At 73.7% G+C, this 17198-nt stretch carries 15 protein-coding genes; 10 read left to right on the forward strand and 5 right to left on the reverse strand.

The window, feature by feature from the left end; all coding sequences use genetic code 11:
- The first annotated feature begins 8 nt into the window (after positions 1–8).
- Positions 9–785 carry a M23 family metallopeptidase gene (locus IEZ04_RS05275; protein ID WP_189215493.1) on the forward strand — a complete coding sequence of 259 codons (777 nt, stop codon included), beginning with the start codon at positions 9–11 and terminating at the stop codon, positions 783–785.
- 406 nt (positions 786–1191) lie between these two features.
- The gene (locus IEZ04_RS05280; RefSeq protein ID WP_189215494.1) at positions 1192–1893 is read left to right on the forward strand and encodes a GntR family transcriptional regulator; all 702 of its coding nucleotides are present in this window, start codon (positions 1192–1194) and stop codon (positions 1891–1893) included.
- 244 nt (positions 1894–2137) lie between these two features.
- Here IEZ04_RS05280 and IEZ04_RS05285 read toward each other — a convergent pair whose 3' ends face one another.
- Entirely contained in the window at positions 2138–2419 is a 282-nt protein-coding gene (locus IEZ04_RS05285) for an HPr family phosphocarrier protein (protein WP_189215495.1), read from the reverse strand.
- A 201-nt stretch (positions 2420–2620) separates the two neighbouring features.
- On the opposite strand from IEZ04_RS05285, the gene IEZ04_RS05290 reads away from it, so the two are divergent.
- The 4 genes from IEZ04_RS05290 (at position 2621) to IEZ04_RS05305 (ending at position 8179) form a co-directional block, all read left to right on the forward strand.
- On the forward strand, positions 2621–5488 hold the full coding sequence (locus tag IEZ04_RS05290; protein WP_189215496.1) for a bifunctional acetate--CoA ligase family protein/GNAT family N-acetyltransferase: 2868 nt from the start codon (positions 2621–2623) through the stop codon (positions 5486–5488).
- A gap of 86 nt (positions 5489–5574) precedes the next feature.
- On the forward strand, positions 5575–6162 hold the full coding sequence (locus tag IEZ04_RS05295; protein WP_189215497.1) for a DUF5998 family protein: 588 nt from the start codon (positions 5575–5577) through the stop codon (positions 6160–6162).
- On the forward strand, positions 6162–7403 hold the full coding sequence (locus IEZ04_RS05300) for an alkaline phosphatase family protein (RefSeq protein WP_189215498.1): 1242 nt from the start codon (positions 6162–6164) through the stop codon (positions 7401–7403). The genes IEZ04_RS05295 and IEZ04_RS05300 overlap by 1 nt, the downstream gene beginning before the upstream one ends.
- A gap of 92 nt (positions 7404–7495) precedes the next feature.
- On the forward strand, positions 7496–8179 hold the full coding sequence (locus tag IEZ04_RS05305) for a thymidine kinase (RefSeq protein ID WP_189215499.1): 684 nt from the start codon (positions 7496–7498) through the stop codon (positions 8177–8179).
- Here IEZ04_RS05305 and IEZ04_RS05310 read toward each other — a convergent pair.
- Positions 8156–8956 (reverse strand): VOC family protein, encoded by an 801-nt coding sequence (locus IEZ04_RS05310; protein WP_189215500.1) that lies wholly within the window; start codon positions 8954–8956, stop codon positions 8156–8158. The genes IEZ04_RS05305 and IEZ04_RS05310 overlap by 24 nt on opposite strands.
- A 358-nt stretch (positions 8957–9314) precedes the next feature.
- Between IEZ04_RS05310 and IEZ04_RS05315 the strand changes: the two genes are divergently transcribed.
- Complete coding sequence (locus IEZ04_RS05315; RefSeq protein ID WP_189215501.1) at positions 9315–10142, forward strand: sulfurtransferase; 828 nt, start codon at positions 9315–9317, stop codon at positions 10140–10142.
- 89 nt (positions 10143–10231) lie between these two features.
- Here IEZ04_RS05315 and sepH read toward each other — a convergent pair whose 3' ends face one another.
- Positions 10232–11260 carry a septation protein SepH gene (sepH, locus tag IEZ04_RS05320; RefSeq protein ID WP_189215502.1) on the reverse strand — a complete coding sequence of 343 codons (1029 nt, stop codon included), beginning with the start codon at positions 11258–11260 and terminating at the stop codon, positions 10232–10234.
- A 472-nt stretch (positions 11261–11732) separates the two neighbouring features.
- On the opposite strand from sepH, the gene IEZ04_RS05325 reads away from it, so the two are divergent.
- Positions 11733–12596, forward strand: a complete 864-nt coding sequence (locus IEZ04_RS05325) for a hypothetical protein (protein WP_189215503.1) — start codon at positions 11733–11735, stop codon at positions 12594–12596.
- Here IEZ04_RS05325 and IEZ04_RS05330 read toward each other — a convergent pair.
- Entirely contained in the window at positions 12520–13851 is a 1332-nt protein-coding gene (locus IEZ04_RS05330) for a D-arabinono-1,4-lactone oxidase (RefSeq protein ID WP_189215504.1), read from the reverse strand. The genes IEZ04_RS05325 and IEZ04_RS05330 overlap by 77 nt on opposite strands.
- A complete protein-coding gene (locus IEZ04_RS05335; RefSeq protein WP_189215505.1) occupies positions 13799–15052 on the reverse strand; it encodes an MFS transporter in 1254 nt (417 codons plus the stop codon). The genes IEZ04_RS05330 and IEZ04_RS05335 overlap by 53 nt, the downstream gene beginning before the upstream one ends.
- Before the next feature lie 166 nt (positions 15053–15218).
- Between IEZ04_RS05335 and IEZ04_RS05340 the strand changes: the two genes are divergently transcribed.
- Both IEZ04_RS05340 and IEZ04_RS05345 read left to right on the forward strand, forming a co-directional pair.
- Complete coding sequence (locus IEZ04_RS05340) at positions 15219–16346, forward strand: ferrochelatase (protein WP_189215506.1); 1128 nt, start codon at positions 15219–15221, stop codon at positions 16344–16346.
- A gap of 8 nt (positions 16347–16354) precedes the next feature.
- On the forward strand, positions 16355–17182 hold the full coding sequence (locus IEZ04_RS05345) for an inositol monophosphatase family protein (protein ID WP_189215507.1): 828 nt from the start codon (positions 16355–16357) through the stop codon (positions 17180–17182).
- Positions 17183–17198: the final 16 nt, after the last annotated feature.

A 17198-nucleotide genomic window follows, 5' to 3' on the forward strand; every position in this document is an offset into this window, starting at 1 on the left:
GCCACTTCATGGCGTTCAGTTGCGCCACCGGGAAGCACCGGCGTCCCGGCCGGGTGAAGCAGGCCACCACGCGCACCGTGGGTGTCGCCGCGCTCACCACCACAGGCGTCATCGGCACCCTGGCCGCCCCGGCGCTCGCCGCGGACACCTCCGACGGGCAGGCCGGCCTCACCCTGGCGCTCAGCATCGGCGACTCGGTGGCCGAGCAGATCGACGCGCAGGCCGCCGCCCAGCGGCAGGCGGCCCAGGACGCGGCCGCGCGGGAGGCCCGCGAGGAGGCCGAGGCGCAGGCGGAGAAGCTCGCCGCCGAGAGGGCGGAGAAGGAGCGCGAGGCCGAGAGGGAGCGCGCCGCCCGTGAGGCCGAGCGCAAGCGCCTCAACGCCCGTGTCGCCCCGATCGCCGGCTCCTACGTCTCCACCGGCTACAAGGCCGGTGGCTCCGTGTGGTCCTCCGGCAGCCACACCGGCGTCGACTTCCACGCCGCGTCCGGCACGGCCGTCCAGTCGGTCGGCGCCGGCACCGTCGTGGAGGCTGGCTGGGGCGGCTCGTACGGCTACCAGATCGTCATCGAGATGACCGACGGCACGTACACCCAGTACGGCCACCTGTCGTCCATCGGCGTCTCCGTCGGCCAGGCGGTCCTGCCGGGCCAGCAGATCGCCCTCTCCGGGGCGACCGGCAACGTCACCGGGGCGCACCTGCACTTCGAGGTCCGCATGACGGCCGAGTACGGCTCCGACATCGACCCCGTCGCCTACCTGCGCGCGCACGGCGTGAACGTCTGACCCCCTGGGACGGCACCCGCTGCGGCGACAGACCCTCAGGCGGCGACCATGGGGCGGCGCCCCCTGGACCGGAGAGCGAGCCCCCGGCGGCGGACATCCCGCCCCGCGCTCCCGGCCCAGAAGCCCCGGGAAGCCCCGGCTCCTCCCCGAGCCGGGGCTTTCGCCGTCACGGCCCGTCCCGTCGGCCCGTCCCGCATCGGCCCACCTCGGGTCGACCTGTCCCCGGGTCGACCTGTCCCCGGGTCGACCTGTCCCGTATCGACTCGGCGCGCTCGGACGCGACCACTGTCCAAAAAATATCCATGGATTCCGACCCGCCGTCGGAAATTCTGGCCCGCTGCAATAGAGTCGCAGGAACACGCCTCAGTCGACGGCGTTTCACGGGTTTTAAGGCGGAGGTCCGGTCATGCGTATTCCGGCGCACTCGGTATGCACGGCGATCCGTGATGACATCGTCGCGGGTGTCTACGAGCGCGGCAGCCGCCTCACCGAGGAACTGCTGGCGCGCCGCTACGGCGTCTCGCGCGTCCCCGTGCGCGAGGCCCTGCGCACCCTGGAGGCGGAGGGCTTCGTGGTCACCCGCCGGCACGCGGGCGCGTGCGTCGCGGAGCCGACCGAACAGGAGGCCGCCGACCTGCTGGAGATGCGCATGCTGCTGGAGCCGCTGGGCGCCGCGAGGGCCGCGCAGCGCCGTACCGAGGCGCACCTCAAGGTGCTGCGCGGCCTGGTCAGACTGGGGCAGGAGAGGGCCAGGCGCGGCCACAGCGAGGATCTGCGCTCGCTGAGCGGCTGGTTCCACGAGACGCTCGCCCAGGCGTCCGGCAGCCCCGCGCTGACCTCGACGCTCGCCCAGCTCCGGCACAAGATCGCGTGGATGTACACGGTGGAGACCCCCGCCGACCCGGTGGAGTCCTGGGCCGAGCACGGCGGCATCGTCGACGCCGTCGCGCGCGGGGACGGCGAGCGGGCGCGTGCGATCACCGCCCTGCACGGCGAACGGGCGGCCGACACGCACCGGCTGCGGTTCCCCCGCGCCGACCGCGCGGAGCGTCCGGACCGTGTGAGGACTTCGCAACATCGCGTAAACATGCCGAGTCTGCGGCATTAACACGAAAGCCGTATACAAAGAGAAGCGGAATTCCTGGGGGATTGATTCTGCTGCCCGCACACGGTTAATCGAGCCGGTGCGTGCAGCTGTAATCCGCCGTGTGTGCGGGACAATTCCGCCGTCGGGTCGCCGCAGCGAACAAGACGCCGTGAAGGGATATGGCGAAGGGCCCGCCCGGCATTCGGACGAGCCCTTCACCTGTGCACCGGAGGCCCCTGCGGGGTCCCCGGCACCGCCGATCCCCTCAGACGGTCTCGGGAAGCTCGTCGAGCCCCTCGGCGACCAGCTTGGCCAGCCGGTCCAGCGCGGCGTCCGCGCCCTCCGCGTCGGAGGCGAGGACGATCTCCTCGCCGCCCTTGGCGCCGAGACCGAGGACCGCCAGCATGGAGGCCGCGTTGACGGGGTTGCCGCCGGCCTTGGCGATCGTCACGGGAACTCCCGAGGCCGTGGCGGCCCGGACGAAGATGGAGGCGGGGCGGGCGTGGAGGCCCTCGGTCCAGCCGACGTTGACGTGGCGCTCAGCCATGTGATGCTGCCCTTCGGTGTTTCTGAAGTTGCCAGGGGTCCCTGGGGTCCCTGAGGATCCTTGGGGATCCTTGGGGATTCCGTACGAATTCTCCCGTACGGTGAAACGGCTCCGGACGCGGCCCACGGCCCGACCACGACCCGGTCCCGCCACGAGCGGCGCCCCGCCCCCTGTCGGAGGCGAGCCGTACTCTGGGGAACCATGCAGACCTCGCCGGACCGGCACGAGTACCCCGCTCACTGGGAGGCCGACGTGGTGCTGCGCGACGGCGGCACCGCGCGCATCAGGCCCATCACCGTCGATGACGCCGAGCGCCTGGTCAGCTTCTACGAGCAGGTCTCCGAACAGTCGAAGTACTACCGCTTCTTCGCGCCGTACCCGCGCCTGTCCGCCAAGGACGTGCACCGCTTCACCCACCACGACTTCGTGGACCGGGTGGGACTCGCGGCCACGGTCGGCGGCGAGTTCATCGCCACCGTACGCTACGACCGCATCGACGCGAACGGCATGCCCGCCGGCCCGTCCACCACCGCCCCCGCCGCCGGCGAGGCCGAGGTCGCCTTCCTGGTGCAGGACGCCCACCAGGGCAGGGGCGTCGCCTCCGCCCTCCTGGAGCACATCGCGGCGGTCGCCCGGGAGCGCGGCATCCGCCGCTTCGCCGCCGAGGTGCTGCCCGCCAACACCAAGATGATCAAGGTGTTCACGGACGCCGGGTACCAGCAGAAGCGCAGCTTCGAGGACGGTGTCGTCCGCCTCGAGTTCGACCTGGAGCCCACCGACCGCTCCCTCGCGGTGCAGCGCGCGCGGGAGCAGCGCGCCGAGGCGCGCTCGGTGCAGCGGCTCCTCGCGCCCGGCTCGGTCGCCGTCATCGGTGTGGGCCGCGCACCCGGGGGAGTGGGCCGCAGCGTCCTCGGCAACCTCCGCGGTGCGGGCTTCACCGGCCGCCTGTACGCGGTGAACCGGGCCGTGGGGGACAGGGACGAGATCGACGGCGTCCCCGCGTACCGCTCCGTCGGCGAGATCACCGAGCCCGTGGACCTCGCGGTCGTCGCCGTCCCCGCGGAACAGGTGCCGGACGTCGTCGCCGAGTGCGGCGCGCACGGCGTGCAGGGGCTCGTGGTGATCTCCGCCGGGTACGCCGAGAGCGGCCCCGAGGGGCGCGAGCGCCAGCGCGAACTGGTGCGCCGCGCCCGTACGTACGGCATGCGCGTCATCGGGCCCAACGCCTTCGGGATCATCAACACCTCGCCCGCGGTCCGGCTCAACGCCTCGCTCGCCCCCGAGATGCCGCGCCCCGGGCGCATCGGCCTGTTCGCCCAGTCCGGCGCCATCGGCATCGCCCTGCTCTCCCGGCTGCACCGGCGCGGCGGCGGCGTGACCGGCGTCACGGGCGTGTCGACCTTCGTGTCCTCCGGCAACCGCGCCGACGTCTCCGGCAACGACGTCCTCCAGTACTGGTACGACGACCCGGACACCGACGTCGCCCTGATGTACCTGGAGTCGATCGGCAACCCGCGCAAGTTCACCCGCCTCGCGCGCCGCACGGCCGCCGTCAAGCCGCTGGTGGTGGTCCAGGGGGCGCGGCACGGCGGAGCGGCGCCCACCGGCCACGCCGTACGGGCCACGCGGCTGCCGCACGACACCGTCTCCGCGCTGCTCCGGCAGGCCGGGGTGATCCGCGTCGACACGATCACCGAACTGGTCGACGTGGGACTGCTGCTGGCCCGCCAGCCGCTGCCCGCCGGCCCGCGCGTGGCGATCCTCGGCAACTCCGAGTCGCTCGGGCTGCTGACGTACGACGCATGCCTCACCGAGGGCCTCAGGCCGCAGCCGCCCCTGGACCTGACCACCGCCGCCTCCGCGGAGGACTACCACGCGGCCCTCACACGCGCGCTGGCGGACGACGCGTGCGACGCCGTCGTCGTGACCGCCATCCCGCGCGTGGGCGAGGCCCCGGCCACCGACGAGGCCCTCGCCGAGGCGCTCCGCTCGGCCGCCGCCACGGCCCCGGCCAAGCCGGTCCTGGTGGTCCACGTCGAGATCGGCGGCCTCGCCGACGCCCTCTCCACCCTGTCCGCGCGCTCCCCGCGCCTGGGGGACGCCGCCACCGCACCCCTCGCCGCCCCGGCCCCGCCCGGCGCGGAACCGGCGCCCGCGCGCGCGGAGGACGCCCCGCCACCCGAGGACACCCGCCGCATCCCGGCCTATCCCGCCGCCGAGCGCGCCGTCCGGGCCCTCGCCGAGGCGGTCAGGTACGCCCAGTGGCGCCGCGAGGCGACCGAGCCGGGCAAGGCCCCCGGCGTCTCCGTGGTCCCCGAGTACGAGGACATCGACGAGAAGGGCGCCGCCGCGCGGATCGCGGCGCTGCTCGAACGGGACGAGGCCCGCACGCTCGACGCCGGCGAGACGAGCGAGCTGCTCGCCCGGTACGGGATCGCGGTGCGCGAAGCCCGGCCCGCGCCCACCCCCGACGAGGCCGTGGCGGCCGCCCGTGCCCTCGGCCACCCCGTCGCCCTCAAGGCCACCGCACCCCACCTGCGCCACCGTGCCGACCTGGGTGGCGTCCGCCTCGACCTGGCGGACGAGGACCAACTGCGCCGGGCGTACGACGAGTTGACCGGCCTCTTCGGCACGCCCGCGGAGCTGCGCCCCGTCGTGCAGGGCATGGCCCCGCGCGGGGTCGACACGGTCGTACGGGCCGTCATCGACCCGGCGGCGGGCGCGGTGCTGTCCTTCGGGCTCGCCGGGGCCGCCTCCCAGCTGCTCGGCGACGTGGCGCACCGCCTGGTACCGGTCGCCGAACGGGACGCGGCCTCCCTGGTCCGCTCGATCCGGACGGCGCCGCTCCTGTTCGGCTGGCGGGGCTCCGACCCCGTCGACACCGACGCCCTGGAGGAGCTGCTGCTGCGGGTGTCGCGGCTGGTCGACGACCATCCCGAGGTCGTCGCGGTCTCCCTGGAACCGGTCGTGGTCGCCACCCGCGGCGTGAGCGTCCTCGGCGCCACCGTACGGCTGGCGCGGCCGCCCGCCCGCGACGACCTCGGCCCGCGGACGCTGCCGGTGTACTGAGGCGCACCCGCGCGGGCGTCCCGCACACCGGTCCCGCGCACGACAGCGGTGCCTCGCAGCCGACGCACCCCCGTAGGATGGAGGGCATGGCCAAGACCAGTACGACGACCCAGGGGCTGCGCGCGGCGATCGAGCGCAGCGGCTATTACCCGGCTCTCGTGGCCGAGGCGGTGGAGGCCGCCGTCGGCGGCGAGGCCATCCGGTCGTACCTGGTCCACCAGGAGACCACGTTCGACGCCAACGAGGTGCGGCGGCACGTGACCGTGCTCGTCCTCACCGGCAACCGGTTCATCGTCAGCCACACCGACGAGCAGGCCGCGGACAGCACCTCCCCGACGCCGTACGCCACGACGTCCACCGAGTCCGTGAAGCTCGGCCGGATCTCGTCGGTCGTCCTCAGCCGCGTGGTCGCCAACCCGGAGTCGTACACGCCGGGCACGCTGCCCCGCGAGGTCGTGCTGACCATCGGCTGGGGCGCCGTCTCCCGGATCGACCTGGAGCCCGCCGCCTGCGGCGACCCCAACTGCGAGGCGGACCACGGCTACACGGGCAACTCGACGGCGGACGACCTCAGCCTGCGCGTCAGCGAGGCCGGGGACGGTCCCGAGACGGTGCGCCAGGCCCTCGCCTTCGCCCAGGCCCTCTCCGAGGCGACCGCGGACGTCACCCGCTGATGTCCCACCCGTATCCCCCCGCCGCCCATGACCGGGGGCGCTCCGCGCCCGCCCCGCCCGGCCCCGCCTGGGACGAGCCGGAACCCCTCCCCGTCGGCTCCGCCCCCGTGCCCGAGTACGGCGCGGGCTCGCTGGCCGACCTGCTGCCCACGCTCGCCGCGGGCATGGGGGTTCCCGGCACGACCGCCGCGATATCCGAGCTGACCGCGGCCGACCGGAACTGCGTCTTCCTGATCGACGGGCTGGGCTGGGAGCAGCTGAGGGCCCACCCGGCCGAGGCCCCGTTCCTGACCTCGTTGCTCGCCTCCTCCCGCGGCGGCACCGGACGCCCGATCACCGCGGGATACCCCGCGACCACCGCCACCTCCCTGGCCTCCGTGGGCACCGGCCTGCCGCCGGGCGCGCACGGCCTCCCCGGGTACACCGTCCGCAACCCGGACACCGGTGAGCTGATGAACCAGCTCCGCTGGAACCCGTGGACGAAGCCGGACGCCTGGCAGCCGTACCCCACCGTCTTCCAGCTGGCCGACCGCGCGGGCGTGCACACCGCCCAGGTGTCGTCGCCCGCCTTCGAGCACACCCCGCTGACGAAGATCGCGCTCAGCGGCGGCACCTTCCACGGCCGGCTGACCGGCGAGGAGCGCATGGACCTCGCGGCGGAGCAGCTCGCCGCCGGTGACCGCTCGCTGGTCTACACGTACTACGCCGAGGTCGACGGCAAGGGCCACCGCTTCGGCGTCGACTCGGACGCCTGGCGCGGCCAGCTGATGTACGTGGACCGGCTGGTGCAGCGCCTCGCCGAACAGCTCCCGCCCCGCAGCGCCCTGTACGTCACCGCCGACCACGGCATGATCGACATCCCGTTCGACGAGCAGCACCGCATCGACTTCGACGAGGACTGGGAGCTGCGCGCCGGGGTCGCCCTGCTGGGCGGTGAGGGGCGTGCGCGTCACGTCTACGCGCTGCCTGGCGCCCGGAACGACGTGCTGACCGTCTGGCGCGAGGTGCTGGGCGAGCAGTTCTGGGTGGCCTCGCGCGACGAGGCGGTCGCCGCGGGCTGGTTCGGGCCGGCCGTCGAGGACCGGGTGTACGCCCGCATCGGCGACGTGGTCGCGGCGGCCCACGACGACGTCCTGCTCATCGCGTCGGAGCGGGAGCCGAACGAGTCGTCGATGACCGGCAACCACGGCTCGATGACCCCGGCGGAACAGCTGGTGCCGCTCCTGGAAGTACGCACCTGACCGGTACGCCCCGCGTCCGGACGAGCACGACCCGCCACGGTCCGCGACCCGCCGCCCACCCTTCGCCTCCTCCGAAAGGTTCCCCACGTCCCATGCCCGAGCTGGTGTTCTTCTCCGGAACGATGGACTGCGGGAAGTCGACGCTGGCCCTCCAGATCGAGCACAACCGCTCGGCGCGCGGTCTCCAGGGTCTGATCTTCTCGCGGAACGACCGCGCCGGAGAGGGCAAGCTGTCCTCGCGGCTCGGACTGGTGACGGACGCCGTGGAGGTCGCGGACGGCCAGGACCTGTACGGCCACCTCGTCGACCACCTGTCCCGGGGCGGCCGCGCGGACTACGTGATCGCGGACGAGGCCCAGTTCCTCGCCCCCGAGCAGATCGACCAGCTGGCCCGGGTGGTGGACGACCTCGGCATCGACGTCTACGCGTTCGGCATCACCACCGACTTCCGCTCCAAGCTCTTCCCCGGCTCGCAGCGCCTGGTGGAGCTCGCCGACCGGGTGGAGGTCCTCCAGGTCGAGGCCCTGTGCTGGTGCGGAGCCCGCGCCACCCACAACGCCCGTACGGTCGGCGGGCACATGGTGGTCGAGGGGGCGCAGGTGGTCGTCGGCGACGTCGACCAGTCCGGGACCATCGGCTACGAGGTGCTCTGCCGCCGCCACCACCGGCGCCGTATGACGGCGGCCACGGCCCGCGCGGGCGCGCTGTCGCCGGACGTGCTCCCGGTGGACGCGGGACCCGCCACGGAGACGTCAGCCCAGCCCGTGCACCAGTGAGAACACCGCTCCCTCCGGATCGGCCACCGTCGCGACGCGTCCGTGAGCCGTGTCGCGGGCCGGTTCGAGGACACGGCCGCCGAGGTCGCACACACGGGTGACCGCCTTGTCGGTGTCGCCGACCTCGAAGTGGGTGAGCCAGTGCGCGCCGCGGTCCCGGGGGAGGGCCGTGCCGACCCCGTGGATACCGGCGACCGGACGGCCCTTGCAACGCAGGATGACACGCCCGGGGACGGCGGGGGCGGAACCGCCCGGCTCGTCCTCGTAACCGAACACGGCCCGGTAGAACCTCGCGACGCCGGACGTCTCGCGGGTGCGGAGTTCGTGCCAGGCGGGAGCGCCGCAGACGCCCGTCGCGTCGGCGCCCCGGTGCGCCGTCGGCTGCCGGATGCCGAAGACCGCGCCCGCCGGGTCCGAGGCGAGGGCCAGACGGCCCGCACCGGCGGCGTCCAGGGGGCCCACCCCGACCGTGCCCCCGCAGTGCCGCACCAACTGGGCCGTGAGTTCGGCGTCGTCCGAGGCGAGGTAGGGGGTCCAGGCGACGGGCGGATGACGGTCGGCCGCCAGCTGCCCGATCCCGGCCACCTCGCGGCCGTCGAGCAGGGCCCGTACGTACGGCCCCGGTCGCCGCGGGCCCGGCAGGAACTCCCAGCCGAACAGCGCGCCGTAGAACTCCTGGGCCTCGGTCACCCCGTGCACCATCAGGGTCGTCCAGCAGGGCGTGCCGGGCGGACGCGCCGTACCGTCCGGGCCGGCCGGCACCCGTGCCTCGGTCATCGTCACTTCCTTCTCGGCCTCTCGCGGCGGCCGTGTCGGGTCCGCTCACCGCACGCGCGTACCGCGGTTCCGCGCGCCGACGTTCCGTTCGCGTTGCCCGCACCCCGTGTCGCTGTGTCGCTCGCGCGACGCGTGGTGCGTCGGATTCCAGCCGCGCCGCGGCCGTACGGCGGCAGTTGCGGAAGGATGCCTGGATTATCGCTTCTCTTCCGCTTCGGTACGCCGTACGTGCGGTGCCGCTCAGGTGTGCGACATGTACCCGGTACCCGGACCCCTACGTGCCGTGATCAGGTCCGCTCGGCGCGCAGAGTAGCCGGGCCGGGGCGCGGCGGCCACCCTGTGCGCAAGGATGGGGGACATGAACCCCATCATCTCCGCGTCCGAACTCGCCGACGCCCTCTCGGGCCCGCGTCCCCCGGTCGTCCTGGACGTCCGCTGGCAGCTGGGCGGCCCGAACCTGCGGCCCGACTACGAGAAGGCGCACATCCCGGGGGCGGTCTTCGTCGATCTCGACTCCGAGCTCGCCGGTCCGGCGGGTCCCGGCGGCCGGCACCCGCTGCCCGACCTGGAGGTCTTCGGTGCCGCGATGCGGGCGGCCGGCGTCTCGGCCGACCGGGACGTCGTGGTGTACGACGGCGGGCTCGGCTGGGCCGCCGCGCGCGCGTGGTGGCTGCTGCGCTGGGCGGGGCACCCGTCGGTACGGGTGCTGGACGGCGGACTGGCCGCGTGGGAGGGGCCGTTGACCGCGGACGTCTCCCGGCCGGATGCCGGAACCTTCGAGCCCGCCACGGACGCCCTGCCGCTCCTGAACGCCGGCGCGGCCGCCAGGGTGGCCCGTGAAGGACTGCTCCTGGACGCCCGGGCGGCCGAGCGCTATCGAGGCGACGTCGAGCCCATCGACCCGGTCGGCGGCCACATCCCGGGCGCGGTCTCCGCGCCGACCAGCGAGAACGTGGACGACTCGGGCCGTTTCCGAAGTGCCGGCGAACTCGCCGACCGCTTCAGGGCTCTGGGTGCGGCCGAGGGGGTCGCGGTGGGTGTCTACTGCGGTTCGGGTGTCTCCGCGGCCCACCAGGTCCTCGCCCTGGCCGTGGCGGGCATTCCGGCCGCCCTGTACGTCGGTTCGTGGTCGGAGTGGAGCCAGGACGGCGACCGCCCGGTGGCGACGGGCCCGGACCCGCAGTGAGGCCGACCGCGCCGGCCGCTCGGTGAGAAGGCCCGCATCGCAGTGAACGATGCGGGCCTTACGCACGTACGAGTGAGTGGTCCTGCTCGCTAGTCCTGCTTCTTCCGCCGCGTACCGAACACGATCTCGTCCCAGCTCGGCACCGCCGCACGGCGTCCCGGACGGACGCCGTCCGCCTCGGCCTGGCGGTCGGTGGCGCCGATGAGCCGGTCGCGGTGGCTCCCGACCGAGCGCGGCATGAGCACGTCCGCGTAGGCGGAACCGGCCGAGGCCGCAGGCGCCGGGGGCTCCTCCGCCTCGGGCCCGGGCGCGCCCTCCTCCGGCGCCTCGGCGGGCAGTTCGGGCACGACCAGGTCGCCCCGGTAGCTGGGGACGGCCTCCAGGATGCTGGTGAGGGAGTCGCGCTCGCCCGCGCTCTCCTCGGCGGGCTCGGCCGACGGGGGCGGTGGGACGGGACGTTCCGTCTGGCGGTCCAGGGGGCGGTCGCGCGGCAGCCGTGCGATGCGGGGCACGAACGGGAGGCTGGGCTCGGCGCTGCCGAGGTCGTCGGACTCTCCGATCAGCGAGCGCGCCTCGGCGTCCACGGCCTGGACGAGGCGCCGGGGCGGATCGTACGTCCAGCTCGCGGAGTGCGGTTCACCGGCGACGCGGTAGACCAGCAGCACCTCCCAGGTGCCGTCGTCGCGCCGCCACGAGTCCCACTGGACGGTGTCCTTCTCGGCGCCGCGCAGCAGCAGCCGCTCCTGGACGGCCTCGCCGAGCTGCGGACCCGCGGCGTTCTCCCCGGGCCTGCGGACCGGTGTCTTGCGCGCCCGCTCGGCCATGAAGGCGCGCTCGGCGAGCACGGGCCCCTCGAAACGGCGTACCCGGTCGACGGGGATGCCGGCGAGCTGGGCCACTTCCTCGGCCGACGCGCCAGCGCGTATACGTGCCTGGATGTCGCGCGGGCGGAGGTGGCTCTCCACCTCGATCTCGATCTGCCCGAGGCGGGGACGGTCGCCGCGTACCGCGGCGCGCAGCCGCTCGTCGATCGGAAGGGTGTACTCCGTCGCGTCGGCAGCCTTGAGCACCAGCCGTGTGCCGTCATTGGAGACGGCCACGACACGCAGTTCGGGCATGGGGACCTCCCGGGTGGTGCCTGCCGACGTCACGTGCGTCGCTGCTTCCGCTAGTCGAGTGTGGCCTGCCCGGGTGCAGCCTGCCACAACCTTGCCGGGTTGCCCGGCGTGTCGGGCCGGGGCCCTGGGCCGCCGTTATGGCACGGTGACCAATTCGCAACGCTAAGTGATGAATCTCATCACCCTGTGCAACGATCCCCCTCCCGGCGGTCCTCCGAGGCCCCGGACGCCCTGGCAGGAGTCCGGACCCAGGGCTCGCAACAGTACTCCATTCGGGCCACTTGCGTGGATCGGCACGCCGCCGAATGTTCCGCGAGGAGAGGGAGTTGACCGTCCGAAGTGTCTCTTTCGTCATGGTCGGGTGTGGCGGAGTTCACGGAATCTCCAGAAACGGAACCAGCCGTTTCGCTCGTACGTCCCCCTCTCGTGCAATCGGACGACCAAGTACGGGAAAGGAAGGCAAGCCTCGGTAATGCGTGCGAAAGCGGACGATGGTGAGGAAACGGCAGCCGACGGGGGTGGGAGGAGCAGACTCGAACTGAGCCTTCCCCAGGTCGCCGGAAGCGCGGTCGCCGCGGTGGTGGCCGCCAAGTTCGCCTCGTACTTCGGCGTCTACGGGACGATCCTCGGTGCCGGCGTGGTCAGCGTGATCGCGACCTGCGGGGGCACGGTCCTCCAGCACGTCCTCAAGCGCACCGGCGAGCAGCTGCGCGACGTCCGTGGCGCCGCGGCGCAGGCCGCGCCCGGCCGTCCGCCGGCGCCGGCGGACGGGGAGTTCGGCCGGGCGACCCTGCACCGCGCGCGGGCCGGGGGACGGCGGCGGCCCGTGATCGCCGCCGCCCTGGTCTTCGGCGTCACCATGGCCGGCATCACCACGTACGAACTGGTCTCCGGCTCCGGGCTCGGCGGCGGGAGCGGCACCACGGTCGGCAGTGCGCTGTCCGGCCACAACAGGCCGTCGTCCCCGGACGGTCCGGGCACCTCCGACTCCCCGGACCCGACGCCCTCCGGCGGCTCCGCCGACTCCTCCGGTTCCCCGGAGGCCTCGCAGGACGGCGGATCGTCCTCCCCGGCGCCGTCCGCCACGAGCGGCGGTACACCCGGGAACGGTGTCCCCGGGGAGAGCGGGGAGAGCGGGGAGAGCGGGGAGAGCGGGGACGGCGCCGGGAGCGGTACGGAGGAGAGCGCGACGCCGGACGCCGGTGGGAGTGCCGCCGACGGTGGCGGGTCGGACGGATCCCCGGCCCCGGGCGCCTCGGCTACGAGCCCAGCACCCTCCGCAAGTAGTCGTTCTGGAAGCGCCGATCCGGATCCAGCCGGTTCCGCAGCTCCGTGAACTCGCCGAACCGGGGGTAGACCCCGGCGAGATGGTCGGCGTCCCGGGTGTGCACCTTGCCCCAGTGCGGCCGCCCCTCGTGCGCCGTGAAGATCCGCTCGGCGGCGGTGAAGTACGCCCGGTACGGGCTGCCCTTGAACGAGTGGACGGCGACGTAGGCGCTGTCGCGGCCGGACGCGGTCGAGAGCGTGATGTCGTCGGCGGGCGCCGTGCGGACCTCCACGGGGAAGCTGATCCGTAAGGGGGAGCGGTCGACCATCGCCTTGAGTTCACGCAGCGTGTCCACCACCGCCGCGCGCGGAACGGCGTACTCCATCTCCACGAAGCGCACCCGCCGCGAGGACGTGAAGACCTTGTGGGGAATGTCGGTGTACATGCGCGCGGACAGGGCGCGACTGGACATGTGTGCGATCGCGGGGATCGTGGCGGGCACGGCGCGGCCGACCCAGTTGGCCACCCGGAAGACGCCGTTGGAGAGGAACTCGTCGTCCAGCCAGCCGCGCACCCGGCCCACCGGCCGCTCGGGACCGGCGCTGCGGTTGTTGCGCTTGGTGGTGGTGTTGCCGGTGTGGGGGAACCAGTAGAACTCGAAGTGCTCGTTCTCGGCCCAGAGCTGGTCGAACTCGGCGAGGACCCGCTCCAGGCGCATCGGCTCCTCACGGGCCGTGAGCAGGAACAGGGGCTCCACGGAGAACGTGACCGCGGTGACGACGCCCAGGGCGCCGAGACCCGTCCGGGCCGCCGCGAAGACCTCCGGCCGCTCCGTGCGCGAGCAGGTGAGGACCGAGCCGTCGGCGGTGACCAGTTCGAGCGCCGTGATCTGGGCGGCGATCGCGCCCGACTCGCGGCCGGTGCCGTGGGTGCCGGTGCTGATCGCGCCGGACACCGTCTGCGCCATGATGTCGCCCATGTTCGTGAGCGAGAGCCCCTCGCGCGCGAGCGCCACGTTGAGCCGCCTGAGCGTGGTGCCGGCCCCGACGGTGACCGTCATGGCCCGCCGGTCCACCTTGTGGATACCGGTCAGCAGGTCGGGCCGGACCAGCACACCGTCGGTCGCGGCGGCGGCCGTGAAGGAGTGCCCGGTGCCGACGGCCTTCACCCTGAGGCCGTCCTCGGCGGCGCGCCGCACCGCCGCGGCGAGCTCCTCGACGGAGGCGGGGGTGACCTCCCGCACCGGCCGGGCCGTGACGTTGCCGGCCCAGTTACGCCATGTCGTGCTGTTCGTGGTCGTCGTCCCGCTGGCTGTGCCGTTCAAGGGTTCCTCCCCGCTGCCCGGCCGGCCTCCGCAGCCGGCGGTACCCGAGGAAACCGACCGCCGCCGCGACGGCCCCGGCGACGCCCGGGACCCCGTACCCGGCGTCCGCTCCGGCGGCGTCGATCACCCAGCCGGACACGGAGGAGCCGAGCGCGACCCCGACCGCCAGGCCCGTACTCACCCAGGTCATGCCCTCGGTCAGTTGCGCGCGTGGTACGTGCTCCTCGACGAGGGCCATCGTCGTGATCATCGTGGGGGCGATGGCGAGGCCCGCGACGAAGAGCGCCACGGCCAGAAACGGCAGGTTCCCGACCAGTTGGAGGGGGATCATACTCACGGCCATGGCGCACACGCCCAGCAGCCAGCGACGCGCGGGGGGCCCGGCGAGGCGCAGCAGCCCGAAGACGATCCCCGCGGCGCAGGAACCCGCCGCGTACACGGCGAGGACGAGGCTCGCGGCACTCTTGTGCCCCTGCTCCTCGGCGTAGGCCACGGTGACCACGTCGACCGCCCCGAAGATGGCCCCGGTCGCCACGAAGGTGAGCACGAGGACCTGCAGCCCGGGCGAGCGCAGGGCCGAGCGGCCCCGGCCGTGCCGCTCGCGCGGATGGGGCGCGGGCTCGGTGGCGCGCTGGGCCGTCAGCCAGAAGACGCCGACCGCGAGGAAACAGCCGGCGAGCAGCGGTCCCGCCTCCGGGAACCACGCGGTGGACAGGCCGATGGAGATGATCGGCCCGAAGATGAAGCACACCTCGTCGACCACGGACTCGAAGGAGTACGCGGTGTGCAGGTGCGGGGTGCCGCGGTAGAGGGCCGCCCAGCGCGCGCGGGTCATCGCCCCGATGCTGGGCGTGCAGCCGACGCCCGCCGAGCAGACGAAGAGCAGCCAGTCCGGCCACCGGAAGTGGGCGGTCAGCAGCAGGCCGGCCGCCGAGGTGAGGGTGACCAGTACGGCGGGGCGCAGCACCCGGCGCTGCCCGTGCTGGTCCACCAGGCGCGAGACCTGCGGGCCGGCCACCGCGGCGGCCAGCGCGATGGTTGCCGACAGCGCCCCGGCGAGGCCGTAGCGGCCGGTGAGCTGGGAGACCATCGTCACCACGCCGATGCCCATCATCGCCAGCGGCAGCCGGCCGAGGAATCCGGCGGCGGAGAATGCCTTGGCGCCGGGGGCGGCGAACAGGGCGCGGTAGGGGCTCGACACGAGGGCTCCGGGGGTGCCGTGGATCCGGTGTACCCGGACAGCGCGGAGTGGCGCCTTGTAAGGCGCCACTTGAGGTCATACAGCTTACGCGTCGGGCACCTCCCCCGCATGCGCATTGCGCGGGCCGCGATGCCGGTTGTCAGTGGCGGGTGGCAGGATCGTAGACATGCCCGACGCAACTGACCCGACCCCGTACGACGCACTGCTGCTCCTCTCCTTCGGAGGCCCGGAGGGACCCGACGACGTCGTCCCGTTCCTGGAGAACGTGACCCGTGGCCGCGGCATCCCGAAGGAACGCCTCAAGGAGGTCGGACAGCACTACTTCCTCTTCGGCGGGGTCAGCCCCATCAACGACCAGAACCGCGCCCTGCTCGAAGCGCTGCGCAAGGACTTCGCGGAACACGGCCTGGACCTGCCGGTCTACTGGGGCAACCGCAACTGGGCGCCGTACCTGACGGACACCCTGCGCGAGATGGTCGCCGACGGCCGCCGCCGCATCCTCGTCCTGGCCACCAGCGCGTACGCCTCGTACTCGGGCTGCCGCCAGTACCGGGAGAACCTCGCCGACTCCCTCGCCGTCCTGGAGGCGGAGGGTCTGGAGCTGCCGAGGATCGACAAGCTGCGGCACTACTTCAACCACCCGGGCTTCCTGGAGCCGATGATCGAGGGCGTCATCCAGTCCCTCGCCGACCTGCCCGAGGAGGTCCGGGACGGCGCGCACATCGCCTTCAGCACCCACTCGATCCCCGACTCGGCGGCCGACACCTCCGGTCCGGTCGAGGAGCACGGGGACGGCGGCGCGTACGTCAGGCAGCACCTGGACGTCGCGCGGCTGATCGCGGACGCGGTGCGCGAGCGGACCGGTGTCGACCACCCCTGGCAGCTCGTCTACCAGTCCCGGTCCGGCGCCCCGCACATCCCGTGGCTGGAGCCGGACATCTGCGACCACCTGGAGGAGCTGCACGGCGCCGGGGTCCCGGCCGTCGTGATGGCCCCCATCGGGTTCGTCTCGGACCACATGGAGGTCCTGTACGACCTCGACACGGAGGCCAAGGCCAAGGCCGAGGAGCTGGGTCTGCCGGTGCGCCGCTCGGCCACCGTGGGCGCCGACCCGCGGTTCGCCGCCGCCATCCGCGACCTGGTCCTGGAGCGTGCCGCGGTGGAGAGTGCCCGCCCGGTGACCCCGTGCGCCCTCGGCGCCCTCGGCCCGAGCCACAACCTGTGCCCGGTGGGCTGCTGCCCCGCCCGCGCCCCGAGGCCCGCCGCCGCGGGCGCCGACAGCCCCTACGCGTGAGGAGCGCCGTGAGCGACCAGTCAGAGCCGACCGGGCCCTCGGCCGCCCTCAGGGCCGAACTACTGGAGATCGCGCTCGACGCGGCGGCCCGCGCGGGCGCCTTCCTGCGCGACAGCCGGCCCGAGGACCTGGGCGTGGCCGCGACCAAGAGCAGTGCCGTCGACGTCGTCACGGAGATGGACATCGCCTCCGAGAAGATGATCACCGGTCTGCTGGCCGACCGCAGGCCGGACGACGGGGTGCTCGGCGAGGAGGGCGCCAGCGTCGAGGGCAGCAGCGGTGTCCAGTGGGTGATCGACCCGATCGACGGCACCGTCAACTACCTGTACGGGCTGCCCAGTTGGGCGGTGTCCATCGCGGCCCGGGTGCACGGGGAGACGGTGGCAGGAGTGGTGCACGCCCCCGTGCGCGGGGAGACGTGGCGCGCGGTCCTGGGGGAGGGGGCCTGGCTGAACGACCGTCCCGTGCGGGTGCGGCCCGCGCCCGACCTGGGCCTCGCCCTCGTCGGCACCGGCTTCGGCTATCTGGCCGAACGCCGCGCCCGGCAGGCGGAAGTCGTCCGCGAGCTGATCCCGCAGGTGCGAGACATCCGGCGCGGGGGCTCGGCCGCGATCGACCTGTGCGACGTGGCCGCGGGCCGCCTCGACGCGTACTACGAGCGCGGACTGAACCCCTGGGACTACGCGGCGGGCGACCTGGTGGCCCGCGAGGCGGGCGCCCTGACCGGCGGCCGGCCCGGCGAGCCCCTCTCGCCCGAACTGACCGTCGCGGCCCCGCCCGGCCTCTTCGAGCTCCTCCAGGCCCGCCTGGAGGAGCTGGGGGCCTGGCACGACTGACGGCACCTCCGGGTGC

This window comes from Streptomyces ruber (assembly GCF_014648075.1).
In the GTDB taxonomy this organism is placed as follows: Bacteria; Actinomycetota; Actinomycetes; order Streptomycetales; family Streptomycetaceae; genus Streptomyces; species Streptomyces ruber.